The following is a 22,021-nucleotide window of genomic DNA, read 5'->3' as shown; positions in this document are numbered from 1 at the left end:
TTTCAATGCGCATCGTTTACCAATGCAAGCTGGATCCTATCTACTTAACCAAAACTTTCAACCCATTTGGAGTGATTCATACAACTTTGTGCAGCAGTGGCAGTTTGCTCAAAATAGAAATGATATTCATCCAAAAACGATCAAGCAGATTCTCAAACAATTCAAACGTAAACATTACAAGATCTCTGGCAAAGCTGACAAGTTTATCAATGATCTCAACACAGAGATTGAAATCGGATGGACAGGTTCAGGACAAACTAACCACCTCCTGGGTCGCATTACCATGCGCGAGTATATCTTTCATCACGTCTTACAAGGGGGCGAACCTCTAGCAGGGCAAGCCCTCGTTAATGAGATCGTTAGGGTAGCGCGTGCTCTACCAGGATATGAAACATGGTGTCAGCATCAACATGAAATTGAAAAGCGAGCATCAGAATGGGCGCATTGCATCGAAAATAGTCACTACTTTCAATATGGTATTCCACAAGGAAAATACAAAAGCGCTGTGCTCGAGTCATCCGAAAACACAGCATTAACCTGGAACCAACAACAGTCTGAAGCAACACGAGCAAAAATCAAAGGAGCAATTGCCAACCTTCTAAAAAACAATACGCTTCCCGCTGGCGCAACAGCAAGATTCAAAGCACTCCTCCTTTATGGTATTGGTGGCGGATCATTGTATCGGCACCGTGACCTGTGGCACCCCAAATTCCTTGTCTCCCCTGGGGAACCCCCCCCAGACCCCCCAACCTTTACATACTTATCCACGTTAGCTTGCGCGAACGGCGCAGCTAACGTGGATAACACCCCAAGCTTATTATCAGTAACAGACGGTAATCCCTTGACAGATATCAATTCTAGCGATCGCATTGAATCAAAAACACTAGATGAAGGTGGTAATATTGCATCAGATAGACTTTTAGATCACGGTGAAGAGAGTTCGATTCAACCCAGTAATGAAAGTCCTCAATCTCCAATCAATGCTCAACCAATCCACCAGGCTTTATTAGATGCCAAAACCTGGATTGAGGTTCGCCGAGAAGCCTCCAAGATCGCCAAAGAAGAATCCGATCGGATTCGATCTGAAGCCTATCAGGTTGCTCATATTGCCCGAATGCAGCAGTATTTGGCATCGGGGGATCCAATCTTGATGGCAGAGGCGATCGCATGGGCAAATATCAACCCTGGAATTCTCGACATACCCCATCCCAACCATCAACATCCCTAAAAAAATTGTCCAAGCAGTGCTTGGACAATTCGACCTTAGATCCGACAATAGTTTTCACGTACTATATAGCAATTCTCAATTGTGTGCAGTACACGTTGTTGAGAGAGCTACGCATGGCTCTCTCTCAACAACCGTAATCTATTCAGGCGCAAAGCGCCATAAACACTAGACATGGGCAAAACCTTTCTACCAGACGACTACAACATCTTTCTACAAAACTTGAAAGAACGTATTCGTAGCGCCCAGATTAAAGCTGCCCTGGCAGTCAATCGTGAACTCGTGTTGCTCTACTGGCAAATTGGGCGAGAAATCCTTTCTCGTCAACAACAAGAGGGATGGGGTGCAAAGGTAATTGAGCGGCTCGCCAAAGATCTCAAACAAGAGTTTCCCGAGATGAAGGGGTTCTCTCGCTCCAACCTGCTGTACATGCGGGCATTTGCCCAAACCTACCCTGACGAGGGCATGATCCAAGCAGAGATTGGACATATTACCTGGTATCACAACCTTGCCTTACTAGACAAACTCAAAACCAATCAGGAACGCTTGTGGTATGCCAAACAAACAATCGAACATGGCTGGAGCCGGAATGTCTTGGTTCATCAAATTGAAAGTGGACTATACCACCGCATGGGGGGTGCTATCACCAATTTCGAGCGGGCATTACCCAAACCCCAATCAGATTTAGCGCAACAACTCATCAAAGATCCCTATCATTTTGACTTCTTGACTCTCAGCCAAAACGTACAAGAACGAGATTTAGAAAGCGCTCTGGTCGATCACATTCGAGACTTCTTGTTAGAGTTAGGAGTCGGATTCGCATTCGTTGGTAGTCAATATAATCTAGAGGTGGATGGCGATGATTATTATATTGACCTACTGTTCTATCATCTTAAGTTGCGCTGCTATGTAGTAATTGATCTCAAAGTCAAAGAATTTCAACCCGAATTCTCTGGCAAGATGAGCTTTTACGTTTCTGCTGTAGACGATCTGCTGCGCCACCCCGACGACAATCCGACCATTGGTATCATCCTTTGTAAGGGCAAGAAAAAGACTGCGGCAGAATATGCCTTGCGAGATGTTAACAAGCCGATTGGTATCTCCACCTATCAACTCAAAAATTCCTTACCAGAACCGCTTCAAGGTAATTTACCCACCCTTGAACAACTAGAAATGGAGTTGGAAACTGTTGCAATTGAAATAGAAACATCAAAAAAGACATCAGAGGAATCAACCTAACCTCTTCAAACTGCCGCAATAGCAAATTCTGCTCATAATCGAGTACATCGCTAGCAAATTGAAATGTTACATCGATTACTGAAACAGTGCTGTGATTAGAAACGGGAGTATTTTGCAGTTCATCCAAATACGTTTAAATTTGTTCCCATCAATCAAACTACTTCAGCCCCAAGATCAATCAAAATCAGAATCAGGAAAAAGTGGTCAGTCGGTTACTCAGTCTGCTTTTTTTGCTTTGCAGTCTTGTCCCTCGATCGTTGTAATGCTTGAGTCATGGTCAGTGTCTCTGATTGAATGGTCAATCAGAGGATGCCTGCGGTAGCAGAGGAAAAGTACCAAAGACTCCATGACTCAAGCTTCTTGCCAGAATGGTCAAAGGATTTAGGGTATAGTGTAAAGCCAGAACGCCGTTAAGTATTCCCTAAATAACCAAAATGGTTGGAAGCAGATCATCATGGGTAAACCCAATACGTGGCTTCTGGCAGATAGTTCAACTTAGGGAATACTTTGAGGTGATTTTGTCTGAAAGCATTCCCTAAGCAAAAGTTCTATGCTGCAACTACTAAATCAATTTGCATGAATATCGCCTTTTTTGAAAAGGCTAGTTGTCTTAATATATGTCTCGTAATAGCTATATTCAAGGCAAACGACCCACTAGCAGATAATCATCGCCATAATGCTGGGGAAAAACCCCTGGAGTGCCGGATCTAAAAGCTAAGGTTCAACAGATTGCTATAAAATGACTTGCCAACCCTAAAGTTTTTGGTGCAAAAACTACAACGGTAGGATAGAACCTATAAAGTATAGGTGCATTCTTTCGTTGGTGCAGGGCAGTTATGTGGCAAAAATTACTCGAAATTTTGCAGCGTCCCATTCCTGGAACCGAGAACTTGGGGCAGAAACTACTGAGATGCTTGAGAAACTTACGATCGCCCCTCTTGATCTTAACGGGGCTGCTGATTGTGTGGATGATCGGTGGTAACTTTCTGGCGGCTCTGCAAGAAAAGAAAGTCGATCAAGCACTTGAGGAATTTGCTCAGCAGTTTCCAAAAACGGAACCCAATAGCTCTGCTCTTAAATTAGACGAATTATCAGCTGGCTTGGGGTCTAGATGGTCGATCGGTGCAGATTCTAGTCTGACTCACAGTCTGTATTTGCCTGAATCTAATGCCGAAACAAATGCTTTTGAAGCCATCCGAGAGGAGTTACAGCAATATGTAGGTTCCCAGATCGATAAGCCTAACGATGAGATTGATGCTCCACCAGAAAGTTTGAGCCGTTATCTAGCGTCTCACGTTACGCAACTCGATGCAGTTCGTACTCATGTCCTTAATAGTGATTTGCCGCAGGGGCAATCCATTGATTTCAGGCTTTTTGATATTAATACTGCTCCGCCTAGTTTTCTCAATCAGGCAAATTTCCACAGAATTTTATCCCTGGACATATTGGAGAAGACTCGTCTGGGGCAGTCAGAGGATGCATTAAAAACTCTAGAAGTTTCTTGGAAACTTAATCAAAGTTTACAGAAACAACCCACCCTGATTCCCCAATTGGTTGCGATTATCAACACTCAACCACAAGCCGTAATCATGCAGAAGATGCAGGGGGTACCTCCTGAGTGGCAAGACCGGATTGAGCGATTCATACAATATGATCAACCTCAAGCCTTTTTAACCAGCCTGGAAATTCAATCCCTGGGAATGGTTCGGAGTTTCCAAAAATACTCATTGAATCAGCTCATTTCTTTCAATGAAGCTACTTTTTCAGACATGGATGCTGAAGCTCCAGCCATTTATCAGATTTTGCCCTGGTTTGGCCCGTTACCAAGCTGGTTATTGATGCCTTACTTTCGCTTAAGCGCAGTTGATCGGTTTGAGAGAGTGAGCCGGATGGTTCGCGCTCTGCCCCAAGAAGATCTCTGTCATGACAATCTAAAAGCATGGATTGAAAAAGTTGGCATTGCCGATCCCTGGTGGAACCCCTGGTGGAGCACCGAGGTGATCATGCCAACCATGAGTTCTATTGATGGTATTCATTATTCCTGGATTGAATGGCAAATCAATCAGCTGTATAAAAGTGTCAAAACATCATTGCTGATGGAGTTGGCTCAAAAAGTTTTGCAAGTCAAGGAAGCGGCAGCAAGACAAGGTAGTTTACCGCAACAAATTTCTGGGCTTGAGTCTTCCGTTTGCCAAGATGCTAAATGGGTTTATCAAGTCTCTCCAGAGGGCACGGCATCGATTTCATTTTCAATGGCTCGAAAGGTAGAGTGGCTGGAGCATGATGATTTTGGCAAGTATCTCCAACATCACTTCAAGCTTCAAGCCGTTAACTCCAATTCAGGCTCGTCTGGTTAGGGCAATGTGCTGGATTGTCCTGGTTAGCACTTTCAGCAGGGCAGGAACTGGGCAGTCTCTAAATTTGCAATCGAATGGGTATAGAGGGGTTATGCGGCAGTACAGACGACCATTCATCAAAATACTCAGGTTTGTCTGTTTGGGGCTACTCATATCGCTGCTCTTGGCTCCAGGTGGGTGTATCTCTGGTTCGGATGATGCAGAAATTTCTATTTACACTCAGCAATTACGAGACAAGAGTGCAGAGATTCGTTGGATCTCGGCTGCAAATTTGGGCAGAATCGGTTCTGAAGCTGAAGACAGTGTTCCTGAACTGATTGAAGCATTGCAAGACGAGGATGATTTAGTGCGCATGAGTGTGGTTGAGGCATTGGGAAAAATTCATGCCAGACCCGATCAAGTGGTTCCTGTGTTAATTGAGACGTTAAAAGACGCAGATGATCAGGTGCGTCAGGCAGCAGCGATCGCCCTTAGCCGCATGGGTTCTGCTTCCGTTCCCGAATTGATTGAGGTACTCAACGATAATGATCCCAATGTTCGTTTGAATGCCGCTCTGGCTTTAGGAAAAATGGGTGTAGATGCAAAGTCTGCTGTACCCGCATTAACTCAGCGGGCAGAAGATGCGGATCAAACGGTTCAGACCCACGCGATTGAAGCGATCGGGCTAATTGGCGCAGAAGCAGAAGCGGCTATTCCCGTATTGATAAAGACACTGAATCATCAGGATTGGACAATTCGAGCCAGTGCCGCTCATGCGTTGGGTGGCATCGGGGTACCCGCCCAATCATCGATTTCAGCATTGATCAAAACCCTCGCAGATCAAGATGCTGTCGTTCGCCAAAGAACTACACTGGCTCTGAGCAAACTGGGTTCAGAAGCCGTCCCTACTCTAGTTGAGGTGTTGCAGGATCAGAATAAAAATCCCCAGGTTCGTCGCTACCTTACTTATGCCTTAGGAGAAATGGGAATTGAGGCAAGTGTCGCTGTCCCCACATTAATCGAGGTACTCGGAGAAGCGCAGGAAGGTATTCGGCAAGGCTCCATCTTTGCCTTAGGACAAATCGGCGCACCTATCATTCCTGATCTAACTAGAGCGTTAAGAGATCGGAATGCTAAGATTCGGGACGGTGCTGCCCTGGCATTAGGTCAAATTTCTACGAACTTTCAAGATCGGCTTAATGATGTTAGCAGCCAACAAACCAATCTGTCATGGAATACGCTAAATCAAGCGATCGCCGATTTAACTCAGGCTCAGCGAGTTTTGCAATCTCCTGACCCTACTGCCCTTCTAGCAGAGGGCAAGCCTCAGTTTTCAGAAGCCTTGATAGCACCAGTTCGGCGAGGTGTCGATTCACTTTCAGCTCAAAGAAGTGCGCTGATATTGGGGATGATGTTGAATGTGGTTGCTGGAGGCGTCGCTTTACTAATCGCAGGCGGCTTCCTTTTATTTTGGTTCCGCCCTGTCGTGGTGCTCCGCTTGGGTAGAGCCATGGTTGCCGCAAGACAAGAGCGAGAAACTTTGGGTCAACTGTTAGCAACTGTCAAACGTTTCTTTGAACAAGCAGGTGCTACAGTTCAACGAGAGAACAAACGCAGTTTACGCATTGTGACGGCTTCAGGTCGGCTGAAGTCATTAGCACCTTTGCCCGTTTTACTGGCGATCGAGCAGTCCACATCTCAAGACGTGACTGAATTGATGCGCTGTGCGGAACGATTGGGAACTGACCCTCAAAAATTGGCAGGGATTTTGCTCTACCGCGAATTGCCTGATACATTATTTCGAGTCCGCATGGCAGAAGTGCGACTGCGCGATCATTTCGTGCTAATTCCAATTCCCCTGGCAGCCATCGAGCAGTCTGTCTTAGATAGCACCGCGTGTGCCGGATTACTGGCGAACTATGCCGATCGCTATTTACCAGGGGCGGATTTATTTGACGATCGCAACGCAATTGGCGACACGCTCTCCTTCTTTGGACGATCAGAGTTATTGCATCGCTTAGAAGAAGAGTTACTTCGCAATCAAGGCGTTGGATTATTTGGATTACGTAAGTCTGGAAAAACGTCAATTTTGCTCCAGCTAGGTTTTTCCCTGCGACACCATCCAGTTATCCATATCGATCTTCAGCCCTATGGCGGCAAACCTCGCTACGGAGCGGAGTTGTTTAATGCGATTCTCAAACAACTCTCGGTGTTAATAGGCGATCGCCCATCACCATCAGTTCCCTTATTTGAATCATTTCCCCAAGATAGTCCTGCCGCAGCATTAACGACTGAATTTATTGAACGGGTGGGTCACTTCTCTAAACACCTCAAAGCAGCGGGCTATCAGTTACCGATTCTGCTATTTTTAGACGAAATAGAACGCATCCTGCCCAATGCAACAGACCCTCCTGCCAAAGTCGAAGAATTCAATGCTTTCTTTGGAGGACTCCGAGCCTTAAGTCAAGAACAGCGCAGCCTGGGATTATTGGTTGCTGATGTTCATCCCGACTGTAATCGGATTAATCAATGGCAGCAAGCAGACGTACCGACGAATCCAGTTTTCAGCTTCTTCAAAGAAGTTTTGTTGTCTCCCTTTTCTGAAGAAGAAACAAAAACAATGTTGACTGACATCAGTCGTCTCATGGGTCGAACCTTTGACCCAGAAATGCTTTCAACCATCCATCGAGAAAGTGGTGGACATCCATTTATTGCTCGTCAGCTTGCTAGTCTCCTTTGCAGTAAGATTCCAGAACAAGATGGGCTAATTACCAAGTCTAATGCCCAACGCTACATTCAACGACCATTTGCTTACTCTAGTGTGTTAAAGGATTACTTTGGACAAAATATTTGGGCAGACCTAAAAAAACGTAACTTTGCATCGGCAATGGCGGTTCTGCAAGTGCTGGCAAGCAATCAAGACTCCCCGGAAGGAGTAGCCGAGCAAGATTTACGCCAACATCTCCGCAACCTGTTTACAGAAAGCCAATGTTTAGACGCTTTACTCTGGCTAGAAATGGTAGGACTGGTGGTGCGTAAAGACAATAAACAAAAAGACTATTATCAGAGCAAAGTACCTCTGTTATCACGTTGGTTGCAAATGGAAATGGGAGAGGAGGAAACTCGCCAATGGCACATTCATTGAGAAAACGACCGTTTGATAATTTTAGGGTTGCCATTACTGATCCGCCTTACTTCTCAGGTCGCGGTGAATTACTGGATGAAGTCAAGCGATCGCCCTTTCAAGTCCGAATTCTCCTGGGTGGGCGACGAATTGGCAAAACTAGCATTCTAAGAGCAGTTGAATGGAATTTACTCAATTTAGATCCCGGTAAAACCTCCTCTCTAACCAAACAAACTCAGCGGCATGGCACAGAAGAGTTAGGCAAAACTCACCCAGGCTGGGTTAAAACACTATTTCCTACTTTTTCAAAAGTACTTGGGTCTAAGACTGATCTAGAACGACCCCATAAAACTCTAGTTTCGCCAATGAGGGAAACTATTCGGGCATTTCCGGTATTTATCAGTTTGCAGGTAGAACAACCCAAAACCTTAGATAGCTTCAGATATTTGCTGATTGCTCGTTTACGAGAGGCAATGGATCGATGGCGGCAAGTACCTGGAACTGTATTACGGGAGATGTATAACCAGTTTCTTAGCCAGGTTGAAAGTGGAGAAGTAACCGTTGGTTTCCTGAATACGATCAATATGAAGCTAAAGGTCAGCAACCCAGACCATGACAAGCAACTGACCCATGATGACTTCCGCAAAGCATTGCTTAAGACTATAAATGAACTGCAAGAATGGCAATTTGACGGTGTTTGCTTTCTTTTAGACGGGGCTGAATTTGTCGTTAGCCAAGAGTGGGCAAATGACGCATGGAGTTATTTGCGTGGATTAAAAGACACGGACACTGCTCTCAAACCATTTGTGGGATTTCTTCTATCTGGCTATCGTAATTTAAGAGATTATCAGCAGGCAGTTGGCTCTCCATTATTGAATATTGCTGAAGTGGATTGGCTCACACCATTAACGATTAGCGAAACACAGACACTAGTCGCTCAACGGGTTGAAGCAGAACAGATTTCCTTAACCGACGCAGAAATCGCAACGGTGATTGATTGGGCGGGTTGTCATCCCTACCTAACCCAGCAAATCCTGAACCATATTCTAGATGAACATTCTAAAGAAACCCCTCGCTCATTCGATACCCTCAAAGCTGAACTATTGAGGCAACATGACCGCGATTTTTCTGCCTGGTGGAATGACACCCAGCGACCCTATAGTTTTGGTGAGAGCGAACGAACGCTTTACCAAGCCCTGATTACCTGTCGCAAGGGAACCGCCGAGAGCTTGTCACAAAACACCCATCTAAGTTATGGAGAAGTTGCAGATGTGCTAGAAGCACTTACAGGAACAGGCGTGATTTTAAAAACGGATGATGAATCTTATACCATCGGTTCCCAACTCTTCGAAGCATGGGTAGTTCAGCAACAACCCAGAATTCAAGAGTGAGGAAATGGCGATCGCACTGCGTCCTTCACCATTTTACCTGCAAATCAGAACCCCGAACCCCGGCAAACGACAATTTGACCTCCGAACACCAAACGAAGCAAAAGAATCAAGTAGCAATCGCTCAACTTACTGCTGCTATTGAAGCCTAGTGGCAAGTCATCGTCTCTCGTAAGCAGGTAAAGCAGTGGTAATACCCAACAGTAAACAGACGATAATCACCTATTATGAATATACTCAATTTTGCGATGTGAAATTTTGGAAATTTTGGATTTCCTGCTTCACATTCAGCCTACGGTAACAGAGGTTGCATCCATCAACTAAATTAGAGCTATGTTTATTTGTGGTGTATGACTAAAGGAGAAGAAAGGGCGTATCCTGCTGGATAAGGAAAAAGACCAGACGAGGATACACCATGAGTAACGACAATGTTATTGCATTTCAACCGTCAGAAACAGCCGCACCCTTCAGCGATGCCTTGAGTGAACTCGTTCGTCAGGGTGCTCGCCAAATCATTGCTCAAGCGGTCGAAGCAGAGTTGAAAGAGTTTCTTGCTCAGTACCAGTCCCTCAAAGATAACCAGGGACGACAGGCGGTTGTTCGTAATGGATACTTGCCAGAGCGCACGATTATGACCGGGGTTGGGGAGGTGGAGATTCAAGTGCCGAAGGTGCGTGACCGCAGTGGCAGTGGTATAAAGTTCAACTCATCGTTGTTACCACCCTATCTGAAACGTTCCCAGAGTGTGGAGGAAGTACTGCCTTGGCTGTACCTCAAAGGAGTGTCAACGGGGGATTTTGCAGAAGCGTTGGCATCGTTGCTAGGACCACAGGCAAAAGGCTTGTCGTCCAGTACGATTAGCCGATTGAAGGCGCAATGGATTGATGAGCATCAACAGTGGCAGAAGCGATCCTTGGTTGGTAAACGCTACGTTTATATCTGGGCAGACGGGATCTACTTCAACATCCGTAACGAGGACAACCGCCAGTGCATTCTGGTGGTCATCGGTGTTACGGATACAGGAACCAAGGAACTGCTGGGATTGGAAGCGGGATTTCGAGAATCCGAATTGAGTTGGAAACCGTTGTTGTTACGCCTACAAGACCAAGGGCTGAAAGAGGCTCCAGAGCTGGCAATTGGCGATGGGTCATTAGGGTTTTGGAAGGCGCTAGCACAAGTATTTCCCACCACTCGTGTGCAGCGGTGCTGGGTACATAAAACCGCTAACGTGCTCAACAATTTGCCGAAGAGTCAGCAACCGAAAGCCAAATCTGCCCTACATGAGATCTATATGGCAGAGACAAAAGCCGATGCCCAAACAGCATTTGAGCGATTTATCAAAACCTATGACACCAAGTACCCTAAGGCTGTGGAGTGCTTGTCTAAAGACCGTGATGCGCTCTTGGCATTCTATGATTTTCCGGCAGAGCATTGGGTGCATATTCGCACCACCAATCCGATTGAATCAACCTTTGCGACGGTGCGTCTGAGAACTGATAAAACACGAGGTTGTGTTTCTCAAGACAGTATTTTGTCGTTGGTGTTCAAGTTAGTGCAGAGCGCTCAGAAACGATGGTTACGGATTCGAGGATTCAAACGATTAGCGGAGGTGATTGAAGGAGTCAAGTTCAAAGATGGGATTCGTGCAGATCACAAAGACGATTCAACTACCCACCAGGACGCTGCTTAATTCTTCTTCATACACCAGATTTGACAATAACTCACTAAATTAATGATGTGCTATACCAAAATCATTTTACAACAGCAAGAGTTTCCGGAATATCGCGTATCGCTTCAACTCTTAAGCTCGGAAATCTACTTCTAAGCTGCTCCAAAGTGCTTGAAACACCCTTGGTCGAGGGTCTTACATGAATGTAAAAGGTTTTTCCTTCCTTAGCAGCCCATTCTGCTAAATTTAGCAACTGTTTATTTTGAGCGTTAATGCTTATTCTATAACGATTCTTAACCTCTCGAATAGAAGTCCTCCCAACAAAGTCAGGTACTTTCCCATTGACTACTTTTGTCGTATTTCTAAACATAGAATATTTATTTGCAATGAAAGTTTCAGCAGCTTTCCCTAATTTACCACTTCGACTGCCCAAGGATAGAAATTTAGCTTTCCCAAGCGGACCAAGTATTTGTGCGAATAATCTATTGAATGTTGAAAGACTTCCAAACATCAAAATAGTCTGCACTCCAATATCTAACAATTCATCTACATGGTCTGATAAAGAATCGATGTCTTCTTCCGAAACCTTATTGATATATGACCCAACTGAATACCCTAGCGTAAAGGAAGAAGCTAGAGAACCTATAAAATTTACATAACTCGAAAGAGTCGAAATCGTGTCAAAAAGAGTAAATTCTCCACTCGGATCAAGTCCTATCACAGGATTAGCATGAACATACAAGTACTTATGCAGGCTGGGTGGATCAATCTGGCTCCCCTCCCATGGATCTCTACTTAAAAATCTTCCTGTCGTAAATTCAAGATACCTTGCTCGTAAATAATCCAAGCTCAGATTTAGGTCACGTTGCTCACCAGTAAAAAGATACATATTTTCAATGGTTCCAATCTTTCCAATTAATTGTCCATAGGGATCATAATCAAATTGATCAGAAACAGTACCATTTAAGCTTGTTAAAGCTCTTGTACTACCTAAACCGTCAACATGATAGAACGATCGCCCATCATTCCTTTCCTGTGAAATCAAATCATTTCCGTGAATATAGGAAACCTGGATGATTCCACCAGGGGTGTATTCTTCGAGGACTTGGGCGTAGGGTAAATTCTTATCTAGCAGGAAGCGGGTTTCTTCGCCGTTGATGGTTTGGCTGACGCGGATGCCTTCACCATCGTATTGGTTAGTTACATCAGTGATTCCATCGCCATTGGTGTCTGCACCAATCAAGCGATTTTCGGCGCTCCATTGGTAGGTGATGGTGGTGCCATCAGTTGTCTTGGATGTTGTATTGCCGTTGTTATCGTAGGTGTAGGTAGTGATGGTGCCGTTGGTGGTAGAGGTGAGGAGGCGATCGCTGTTATCGTAGGTGTAGGTGGTGGTGCCTTCGGCGGAGTCTTCACGACTGAGGCGGTTACCGACTGCATCGTAGATATATTTGATGGTGCGGCTGGCGGTGGTGGCTCCAGGGTTGTAGATGGTTTCCTGGGTGAGGCGATAAAGGTTGTCGTAAGTGTATTCGACGCGGCGACCGTCGTGTTCGTCTACGGCAGTGCGATTTCCAGTCTTGTCGAGGGTGTAGCGGAAGCTCTGGAGAATCGTGCTATCGGGAGCGGTGGTTTCCAGATAAAGGAGGCGATTGAGGCTGTCGTACTGACGGGTTTCAACAGTGCGATTGGGAAATTCAGTGCGGCTCAGATTGCCGATCGCATCATAGTGATAGGTGGTTACGCCCCCTTCCGGATCGGTAACGGTACTAAGGCGATTTTGAGCATCAAATGTGTAGGACGTGGTGCCAGAAGGAATCTGGACAGAGGTACGATTTCCTGCTGCATCATAGGTGTAAGCAATGGTGCGCCCATCTGGATCAATGCGTTGAATCAGGCGATCGCGCTCATCATAGGAATAGGTTGTAACGCCACGTCCATCCGTAACAGCGTACGGTTGACCCGTTAGGGTATAAGTGTAGCTGACATCAAAGGTATCACCAGGCAAGTCTTTGCGAATCAACCTGTTGCGCGAGTCATAGGTATAAGTGAGAGTGTCGCCGTTAAAGTCAACGGTGCGGATTAGATTCCCTACGGCATCGTAAGTGTTGTGCGATCGCTCTCCTAGAGGAAGTTCGGTGGCAGTTCGGCGACCCAATTCGTCGTATTCATAGCGCGTGACGTTGCCCCTGGCATCGGTCTGGGTCATCAGGTTGCCTTGTTCGTTGTAAGCGTAGGTCGTCCGTTGTCCCAGTGCATCTATCACCGCCGTGAGACGACCCAATGCATCATATTCAAACTGTGTAGTAATTCCTGCCTGGTTAGTGCGAGCAGCCACCCGTCCCGCTGCATCAAATTCAACAGCAGTCGTAGTGCCATCGGCGTAGGTTTGTCCAATGGGACGACCCAGATTGTCATACCGGAAGCGAGTCACCCGTCCCAACGGATCGGTCTGCGTTAACTGTCGTCCCGCTGCGTCGTAGGTGTTGGTGATACGAGGATTTTCGGTCAGGTCGTCCGCTGTGGCATCGGGGAGAATGGTTTCGAGCAACCGTCCTGCCGCATCATAGCGAAACTCAGTCCGATTGCCCCGTTGATCAATTTCGGCAATCACCCGACCCGCCGCATCATACTCCGTTTGGGTACGAGGCGTTTGGGTAGAAGAATTACTGCTTGGATCATCTGAGGTGCGGTCGGGATGGAGAGTAGCCACCTTTCGTCCTAGCGCATCATAGACAAACTGGGTGCGTCGTCCCAGTTCGTCAATTTCAGCAATGACCTGCCCCTTGGCATCATATTCGGCGCGGGTACGAGGATTGCCACTGTCCTGAACCGAGGTTGTGTCGGGAGTTGCATTAGGATTTGCATGAGGATAGATCGTTTCGACCAATTGCCCTCGCTCATCATAGACGTATTGAGTCGATCGCCCTAACGCATCTATTTCTTCAATCCGTTGACCTACGGCATCGTAGATGGTCTGAGTGACGCCCCCTGCTGCATCAACCTTGCGAATCATCCGTCCTTCTGCATCGTATGCCATCGTAGTGACAAGAGTCCGCTCCGTTCCACCCGGCAACGTTTGGGTTGTCGTCTCTGATAACCGATTCCCCTGCTTATCGTAGGTAAAGGTAGTAACGTTCCCCAGTGCGTCTGTTTGACGAATCACATTCCCCGATGGATCATTCACAAACGTCGTTGTTCCTGAGCCATCCTGCATTGAAGTAAGATTCCCATAGCCGTCATAACTCAAGCTAACAGATCCACTGGCTTGTCCTGAAATTTGGGTGAGGTAACCTTTAGCATTGTAAGTATTGGTCATCGTCTGTCCTAAGGGATCAGTGGTCGTGAGAACATTGCCATTCGAGTCATAGGTGAAACGAATGACATTCCCTAGAGCATCAGTTTCTGTTAGGACGTTGCCCTTACTGTCGTAGGTAAAGCGGGTGGTATTACCTAATGGATCAGTTTCCGTTAGTTTGTTGTTATTCGCATCGTAGGTGCGGCGAGTGATGCCACCTAAGGCATTCATCTCTGCCAGAACGTTACCTCGCTCGTCATATTCATAAACCGTTGTATTGCCTAACTGATCTTGAACGGTTTCCAGAGAATGCTCCGGGTCGTGAACCATCTCAACAGCGTTTCCTGCTGCATCAACTAACGCAATCAGACGCCCAAACTCGTCGTACTCCGTGCGAACGCCACTTCGTCCCAATGGATCAATCACTTGCATTAAGTAGTGCATTCTGGTCGTGTCATAGTCAAAGCGTGTCACGTTGCCTGCGCGATCCGTCACTGCAACCAGGTTACTCAGAGCATCATATTGGTAGGTCACCCGATAACCGTCCGGGGAGATCGCCGCTGTGATTCGTCCTTCAGCATCCCGTTCAAAAGTGACTTGTTGCCCTGTAGAACTCTTAATGCCACTTTTGGTAAAGGTTAGAATGTTGTTATTGCGATCGGTAATGGTTTGCAAACAACCTGTAAGGGCATCAATCCGGTAAACAATCCCATCCTGGGTGGTTAATTCATAGTATCCCCCAAAGCCATAGACTGTATTGGCTGGGTTATATTTACCTCCGTTTAGCCCCACAAACTCATCTGTATCAATTGTGATCAAATTGATCTTTTTTACAGTCAAGGTACTAGTGACGCCAGGGTCTGACTGAAAAGCAGGGACATACAGAGGTGAATTATCAATAATGGACGGCATATATTTAGAGATGGGTGCCAGTTTAGGTTGAAAGGTAAAGCTCTGCCGCTGTCCTCCTGGCAACGTGACATAAACCCGCATTCCTTGTTTAAATCCTTTGGAACCATAGCCCCATTCTTCTAACGCTTCATCAATCCCCAAACTCGTCCGTAAATCCATATTACGGAACTCTAGTCGCCAGCCATAACCAAAGTCACCTTTGAAATTAGCATTCAGGGTGTCATAGGTGCGAGTAACGGTGATGGGAATCCCTGATACAGGAATCGACAGGTCAGTAAAGGATAACTGGAAATTCCCTAACTTCAGGTTGCCTGCAATATTCACCTGTGTCTCGACCGTGGCAGTTAAACCGTTAGTATCAGTTGCTGATAGACGCAAAATATAGCTATCATTTGCCCAAGTGGAGGGATCAAACCGACCCAACACTCCTTCAGTCACAGAGCTATTACCCCGCGCAATCTCCACAAACGCTCCGCCAGACACAGGTGCGACCGAGAGGGTATAGAACTGAAGATTTTCATCTGTTGCCGTACCGATAACATCTACGGGAGCAGCAATCATCTCTCCCCCCAGCAGGGAAGTAAAGGCAACAATAGGAGCTGTTGTATCTCTGGGATAAATGCCCCAAAACTGGGTGGTTGCTGACCCCTCGTTTCCAGCCGCATCTACTGCTTTGGCGATCGCATTAAACACACCTCCAGTCCTAACCAATACCGTTGCCCGCCCACTAGCATCCAGAGCCACAGGCTCACCATTAACCTCCAGCGTCAGTCTCTTCACGCCCACATTGTCCGTAGCAATCACCGTTAGCGTCACCGATGCTCCCACATCAATTCGGGTTTTGTTGGCAACCAGGTTAACCTGAGGTGCTTGGATATCGACAGCAACTGTAAGGAGGTAGGATTGCAGAGTCATCGCTCCCCGACTATCCGTTACGGCAATCTCTATAGGATGGCTCCCTAGATGATTCACGGAGGGAGACCAAGTGAGACGACCGAAGGAATCAATCATCATCCCCACAGGCGCGTGAGTCAGCGCAAAAACAATCGGTTCTCCATCTGGATCCGTTGCCCACACATCGTAGTGATATTGAGAACCTGCCGTTACAGTTTGAATTGGAGTGGAGCGAATGATAGGAGCATGATTTTCCGCCGTAACCGTCAGAGTATAAGTTTGGATAGCGCCGAGTCCTAGCCTGTCGAAGGCAGCGAGGCTGACAGAATGGCTTCCCACCTGATCTGCTGTAGGAATCCATTGCAGCAATCCACTTGTAGCGTCGATTGTCATGCCTACTGGAGCAGTTACCAAAGAGAAGGTAAGCACCTCTCCATCAGGATCGGTCGCAGTCACCTGATAGCGATAGCCTGTAGGCGGGTCAGCCCAAAATCCGGGTTGGGAAGTAATTGTAGGGGCACGGTTAATTGGCGTTTGGGAAACCACCAGGGCATAGGTTTGCCGACTAGTATTTCCTTGGTTATCGCTAACCCCAACGGTAACCACATGATTGCCAACCTGATTTGCCTGAGGCACCCACTGAATTTGCCCAGTTACCTCGTCAATCGTCATACCATCTGGATGGTTCTCCAGGCTAAAGCGGAGTGTGTCGCCTTCTGGATCACTGGCTTTCACGCTGTAGCTGTAATGCTGGTAAATACCAATTTGTGTTGAAGGAGTAGAGGTGATCTGAGGGGCTGTATTAACTCCTCTAACCCGAAGGGTAAAGGTTTGGGTAGCGAAAGCTCCCAACATATCGGTGACCTGCACAGAAACCAGCTGTTCACCAATTTGAGTCATCTCTGGTTGCCAGACCAGCATCCCGGTTTCTGGATCAATCACCATTCCTGCGGGTGCCTGATTCAAACTCCAGACCAAATAGTCACCCTCTAAATCAATCGCAGTTAGGGGATACCGATAAAGCTGCTCAATGCTGGTCAGCGTGGGTGGGGTTGAGGTGATAGTGGGGGCAGTATTCCCTGCAAAATGACGAACCTCTAGGGTAAACGTTTGGGTTGCTTGCCCTCCCTGTCCATCCGTCACCTCAACCGTAACCGTGTGTGCCCCTATTTGGGCTGCTCCGGGTAACCAGGCAATCCGTCCCTGGGAATCAATCGTCATCCCCTCTGGTGCCTCGACCAGGGTAAAGCGAAGCGGGTCGTGATCGGGGTCTACAACGGTGAGTTTGTAGAAATAGGGGATAGCAACACGGCTAACAGTGCGAGGACTGGAGGTAATCGTTGGAGCCGTATTGGATAGGGCTTCGATTACTTGCAGATGTAACACCTGCAAGGTTTCACCCCCATGACCATCACTTGCTTTGATGGTGATTTCCTGCCTTCCCAATTGCTCAGCAGTCGCTAGCCAGGTCAGGATTCCCGTTGCGCTGTCAATCACCACTCCGGCAGGGACACCAGCCCCAAGTTCATAGGTGATGCGATCGCCCTCTGCATCAATCGCCTTTGCTTGATACTGAAAAGGCTTCCCAACTTGAGCCACAGCCTCGACGGGTAAGACTGAAGTAAAGATTGGTGCAGTATTCAGTGGTGTCACTTCCAATTGGAAGTACTGCAAATCGATTCCACCCTGGTTATCCCGCACTCGCAGGATGACATCATGCACCCCAATCTGCTCGATAGTGGGTTGCCAAATCACCACACCCGTCGCAGGATCGACTGCCATGCCTTCTGGGCTGAGGGATAGATCGTAAGTTAAAATAACTTGATTAGGAGTGAAAGCATTTGCATCATAGATTAGCCACGCTCCAACTGTTATCTTGTTTGGTGGTTCTGAAATAAATGTTAGTACTTTATTAGGCAAAACTTCATCAGTGCGCTGGTTGCCAAAATCAATTCCTATAATAGTTTCACCAACGCCTAATTCTACGATATGGAAACCACTTAGACCGGGTATGGAATTGGCATCATCAGATGCACTAGAGATCCCTGGGAATGTTTGCTTATACCCTTCTAGAACAATCTCACGAACAATATATTCACCAGCTGCTAATCCCGTAAAACGGTATTGCCCAGCTTCATTTGTTATCTGAGTTGGTTCGTTAGGATCCAAAAGACCATTCTTGTTAAGATCAATATAAATTTCTACCCCCGCTAGTCCCGGTTCTAAATCGTTCCGTACACCATTACTATTAAAGTCGTTGAATGTAATGCCTTGAATTTCGCCTGTGGGAACATCAATTATTTCTATTGAATAGTTCTGGATATCAAAACCACCATAAGCATCTTCAGCACGAACACTAACTGATACTTGTTTAGATTGAGCCCAGCTGATAGGAAGCCATTTGATTAAGCCACTGGTCGGATCGATTATCATCCCAGTAGGAGCTTCAACCAAAGAATAAATTATTTCATCCTGATTTGGATCAATCGCATTGACATGATAAACATATTCCTGTTTTAACACCGGTGTGAGTCGTAGGCTAGTTTGGAGCTGAAAGTTAGAACCTGTTGTTTGCCGTTCTGCTTGAAAAATATCAATAAAATAAGCTTCACCAACCGTAAGTCCTAGCGTATCTAAATTGACAGAGCCAGAAACAGCAGGATGAATTCCTCCCAAATCAACCACTAGCTGATTATTAATAAATACCCATACATCGTCATCCCCAACAAATTTTAAGAATTCTCCGCCTTGGTAAGTAAAAGAGGCATGAATTTCTGTAGTAAAATGATAATTATTTCTTCGTCCTTCATTCCCTAAAAGTTGACCATCAATTGGGAAATACCTACTGCTAAAAAATTGATAGATTCCTGTTCCTGAAGCAGTTTCAGTTAATACCAGTGGTATAACTGTTGATTGATTAACACCTGGGACATCGTGATACCACTGGTAGAATTGATTAGTTGTGATATATTTAAAGCCATTTTTCAAGATCGGTTTTCGGTCTGAACCAAGTTGGTTTTCAACAATCCCTCGAGATAAGCCGAATGGACCACTATTCTCAAAATTGGCATGAGTACTACTAAAATCGCGAATTACTGCATCTAGGGTAATTGATGAATCTGCTTTATGAATGGGTATAGCAAATTGAACAACGGGTTTACTAATTATGACTGGTGCATAATTATTCGGTTTTTGTTGTACTAGGATAGTAAATGACTGTGTTGCAGTATTTCCATGACTATCTTCTACCTGCAATATCACAGTCTGGCGACCGAGTTGCTCCACAGTAGGAAGCCAATTAATCTCACCTGTTACAGTAGCAATGGTCATTCCACTCGGAGCAGAAACTAACGAGAATTTTAGTTCATCCCCATCAGCATCTGTAGCAGTCGCCTGGTAGGTATAACCCACTGCAATATTGGCATAAACGACAGGAACAGACGTAAAAATAGGGGGTCGATTAGGGACAACCTCAGCAACAGAGATTACATAACTTTGCTGCGATATACCTCCTCGATCGTCATTCACTTCGAGGGTCACGGAATGATTGCCAATATCGCTACCCACGGGACTCCATCTCACCTCACCCGTTGTTGGATCCACCGTCATTCCCGTTGGTGCCACTAATAAACCATAAGTGAGTGGATCGTTTTTTGGATCAACTGCTTTCGCGTTGTAGAGATACGATCGCCCTACCAAGGCTTCTGTGTTGGGAGTGGTGATAAATTTGGGTGGCTGGTTTAACTGCCCAAAGAAAACCAGGTCATAGCTAAACTGCACGCCATTGGGATTCAAGAATTGTAGGCTTCGCGTTCCGGTAACCACTCCGGGCATCAGGATCTGATCTTCAATCCAGGGAGTAAAGGTGTAGTAGGGCAAGCCGTCTGGTGTGATACCGTCTGCATTGACAACTTGTACGCTTGCATCGCTGAGATTCCCAATTGCAACGACCAGAGGGATACCCACTGTATACTGTCCTGCATTCCGGACAGAGAGATCAGCAAACAGAATGTTTGTCTCTTCGCTGAAAGACGTGCGTCCATATACCGCAACCAGACTTGCAGATACGTCAGAGAGTAAGGAAAAATTGACAGCTTCTTCAGCGATCGCTCTCGTTACTGTAACAGACACAGCCGATGGAATCGAGCCATCTCCTGGCTGAACATTGATATGGGTTAGACGAACGGATGTAGTTGTATCGGCATCGTTGTTAACCAATCGAAAAACCAGGTTTGCCTGAGTCCCAGGAGTGATGCCCGTGAGATTAACCTGAACCGTCTGTTCTTGAATTGTGGCTCCAGTTGCTAGAGCCACCGATTGACCTTCTGTGATATTGAAAAAGGCATCTCGATTTTCAGCAATGGTATGAACCAGAGAATTGCCCTGAACATCTAGTAGAGCGACTTCAAAAGCATCTTTGATAAAGTCTGGATCAGTTGTGTCGAAGTTCAGATCAGTATAGGTAAAGCTGAAGATAGACGAGCTTTCTGGAATTTCAACAACTTGCTCATATACTGTTCGGAATGACGTTCCCTCCAGCAATACCAGATCATTATCTTGAATGGTGCCAATGCCCTGCCCATCAAAAATAGTTGCATTGATAGCATTACTCAGTTGTACTGAAAAAGCTTCATCTGATTCATCTATCGTATCGCCCAGAATGGGAACCAGGATGACTTGCTTGAGAGCTTCACCCGGCAGAAAGGTTAGGGTACCATTCACTGCTTCATAATCGCTACCTGCGATCGCACTCCCATCTACGGTAGTGAAGTCTACCGTAATGAGCTGACCACTTGCCTTAGAAAGGCTGACGGTAAAGATTGCTGCGACCGTTGCTGTATCTCCCTCAACCAAGGTAGCATCGTCGATCTGAAGTGTGGGTGGCTCGTCATTATCCTCAATCCATCCCAGACCTTGGTCAACAATAATGATGGCATGACTGGCATTGCTGAGCTTGAGCAAAAAGAACCGATTGGCTTCATCCAGATCATCCGGGAGCAAAAGAACGGATACAGTTTTGCTCGTTTCTCCAGGTGAAAACGTAAGCATACCTAAAACCGGACTATAATCCCTGCCTGCGATCGCAGTGCCATCAACTGTAGTAAAGTCCACTGTTACGGTCTGAGTACTGGTGGCTGAGAGACTCACAATAAAGGTTATAGCGCTTGTCTCTCCGTCTTCTGGAGCGGTGGCATCATTCACCCATAGTGTTGGCAATTGCACTATCTGATCATCATCCTGGATCGTGCCAACCCCTTGTCCATCCTTGATAACTGCATTTCTGGGATGGCAAAGGTTGACGGAAAACTGTTCTATCAGCTCACTCAGCAAATCGTCCAGGATTGGTACTGTGATTGTTTTGCTCATTTCTCCTGGAGCAAAGGTGACCGTACCACTCACTGATTGATAATCTTGATTGGCAATTGCCGTTCCATTTGCTGTAAAAAAGTCAACCCTTACAGGCAATTTACTGGCTTGCGATAAGCTGATGGTAAAACAAGCCAGCTTTCTACCATCACCTTCTACCACAGTGACATCACTAATGGAGAGTTCAACGCGATCGGGAGGTAAAGAACACTCACGATGTCTCTGCATCGAAGGATCAAACAAAAACATCTCAGGCAGTAGATTAGCGACCCAAATACCTTCTAGAATGGCGATCGTACGTCTCTGAGCCTGGATCACTGTGTCTCGTCCCCTCTGGATCAACACCAGGTCTGACAATCGGCTTACTCCCCGGACATTTGCAATACCGATAAAGTCAGTTTCAAGCTGAAAATCTTGGATCAGTCTAGCCCTTCTGGGTAGTTCTCGATTGGCAATCCAAAAGCGATCGCTGTCAGGAGGAACAAAAGCCGGATTATTCATGTTTAACCTTATGGGGGCAAGGAAAGCACAGGTTCATCAAGCTGTGGGGGTGGACGGCCGTCCACCCC

The 22,021-nt window shown here is 46.3% G+C and carries 7 protein-coding genes; 6 read left to right on the top strand and 1 reads right to left on the bottom strand.

The window, feature by feature from the left end; all coding sequences use genetic code 11:
• Positions 1-22 precede the first annotated feature (22 nt).
• From ACR6Z4_RS21530 to ACR6Z4_RS21505, 6 genes are all read left to right on the top strand, one after another.
• Positions 23-1,228 (top strand): hypothetical protein, encoded by a 1,206-nt coding sequence (locus ACR6Z4_RS21530; protein ID WP_479719381.1) that lies wholly within the window; start codon positions 23-25, stop codon positions 1,226-1,228.
• A gap of 171 nt (positions 1,229-1,399) precedes the next feature.
• Positions 1,400-2,464: a PDDEXK nuclease domain-containing protein gene (locus tag ACR6Z4_RS21525; RefSeq protein ID WP_479719380.1), complete on the top strand. Its 1,065-nt coding sequence runs from the start codon at positions 1,400-1,402 to the stop codon at positions 2,462-2,464.
• A gap of 836 nt (positions 2,465-3,300) precedes the next feature.
• Positions 3,301-4,821, top strand: coding sequence for a hypothetical protein (locus tag ACR6Z4_RS21520; protein WP_479719379.1), 1,521 nt, complete (start codon positions 3,301-3,303; stop codon positions 4,819-4,821).
• A gap of 163 nt (positions 4,822-4,984) precedes the next feature.
• Positions 4,985-7,945: a HEAT repeat domain-containing protein gene (locus ACR6Z4_RS21515; RefSeq protein ID WP_479719378.1), complete on the top strand. Its 2,961-nt coding sequence runs from the start codon at positions 4,985-4,987 to the stop codon at positions 7,943-7,945.
• Complete coding sequence (locus tag ACR6Z4_RS21510; protein WP_479719377.1) at positions 7,930-9,315, top strand: ATP-binding protein; 1,386 nt, start codon at positions 7,930-7,932, stop codon at positions 9,313-9,315. Before ACR6Z4_RS21515 ends, ACR6Z4_RS21510 begins: the two co-directional genes overlap by 16 nt.
• Before the next feature lie 412 nt (positions 9,316-9,727).
• Complete coding sequence (locus ACR6Z4_RS21505; protein WP_479719376.1) at positions 9,728-11,002, top strand: IS256 family transposase; 1,275 nt, start codon at positions 9,728-9,730, stop codon at positions 11,000-11,002.
• A gap of 61 nt (positions 11,003-11,063) precedes the next feature.
• On the opposite strand, the gene ACR6Z4_RS21500 is transcribed toward ACR6Z4_RS21505, so the two are convergent.
• Positions 11,064-21,953: a putative Ig domain-containing protein gene (locus ACR6Z4_RS21500; protein WP_479719375.1), complete on the bottom strand. Its 10,890-nt coding sequence runs from the start codon at positions 21,951-21,953 to the stop codon at positions 11,064-11,066.
• Between the last annotated feature and the right edge of the window lie 68 nt (positions 21,954-22,021).

This window comes from Calyptranema fuscum S582 (assembly GCF_055793305.1).
This window is presented reverse-complemented; position numbering and strand designations above follow the sequence as displayed.

Coding starts and splice junctions, on each gene's coding strand:
- ACR6Z4_RS21530 (WP_479719381.1), top strand. CDS start 23: ATGCAAGCTGGATCCTATCTACTTAACCAAAACTTTCAACCCATTTGG.
- ACR6Z4_RS21525 (WP_479719380.1), top strand. CDS start 1,400: ATGGGCAAAACCTTTCTACCAGACGACTACAACATCTTTCTACAAAAC.
- ACR6Z4_RS21520 (WP_479719379.1), top strand. CDS start 3,301: ATGTGGCAAAAATTACTCGAAATTTTGCAGCGTCCCATTCCTGGAACC.
- ACR6Z4_RS21510 (WP_479719377.1), top strand. CDS start 7,930: ATGGCACATTCATTGAGAAAACGACCGTTTGATAATTTTAGGGTTGCC.
- ACR6Z4_RS21505 (WP_479719376.1), top strand. CDS start 9,728: ATGAGTAACGACAATGTTATTGCATTTCAACCGTCAGAAACAGCCGCA.
- ACR6Z4_RS21500 (WP_479719375.1), bottom strand. CDS start 21,953: ATGAATAATCCGGCTTTTGTTCCTCCTGACAGCGATCGCTTTTGGATT.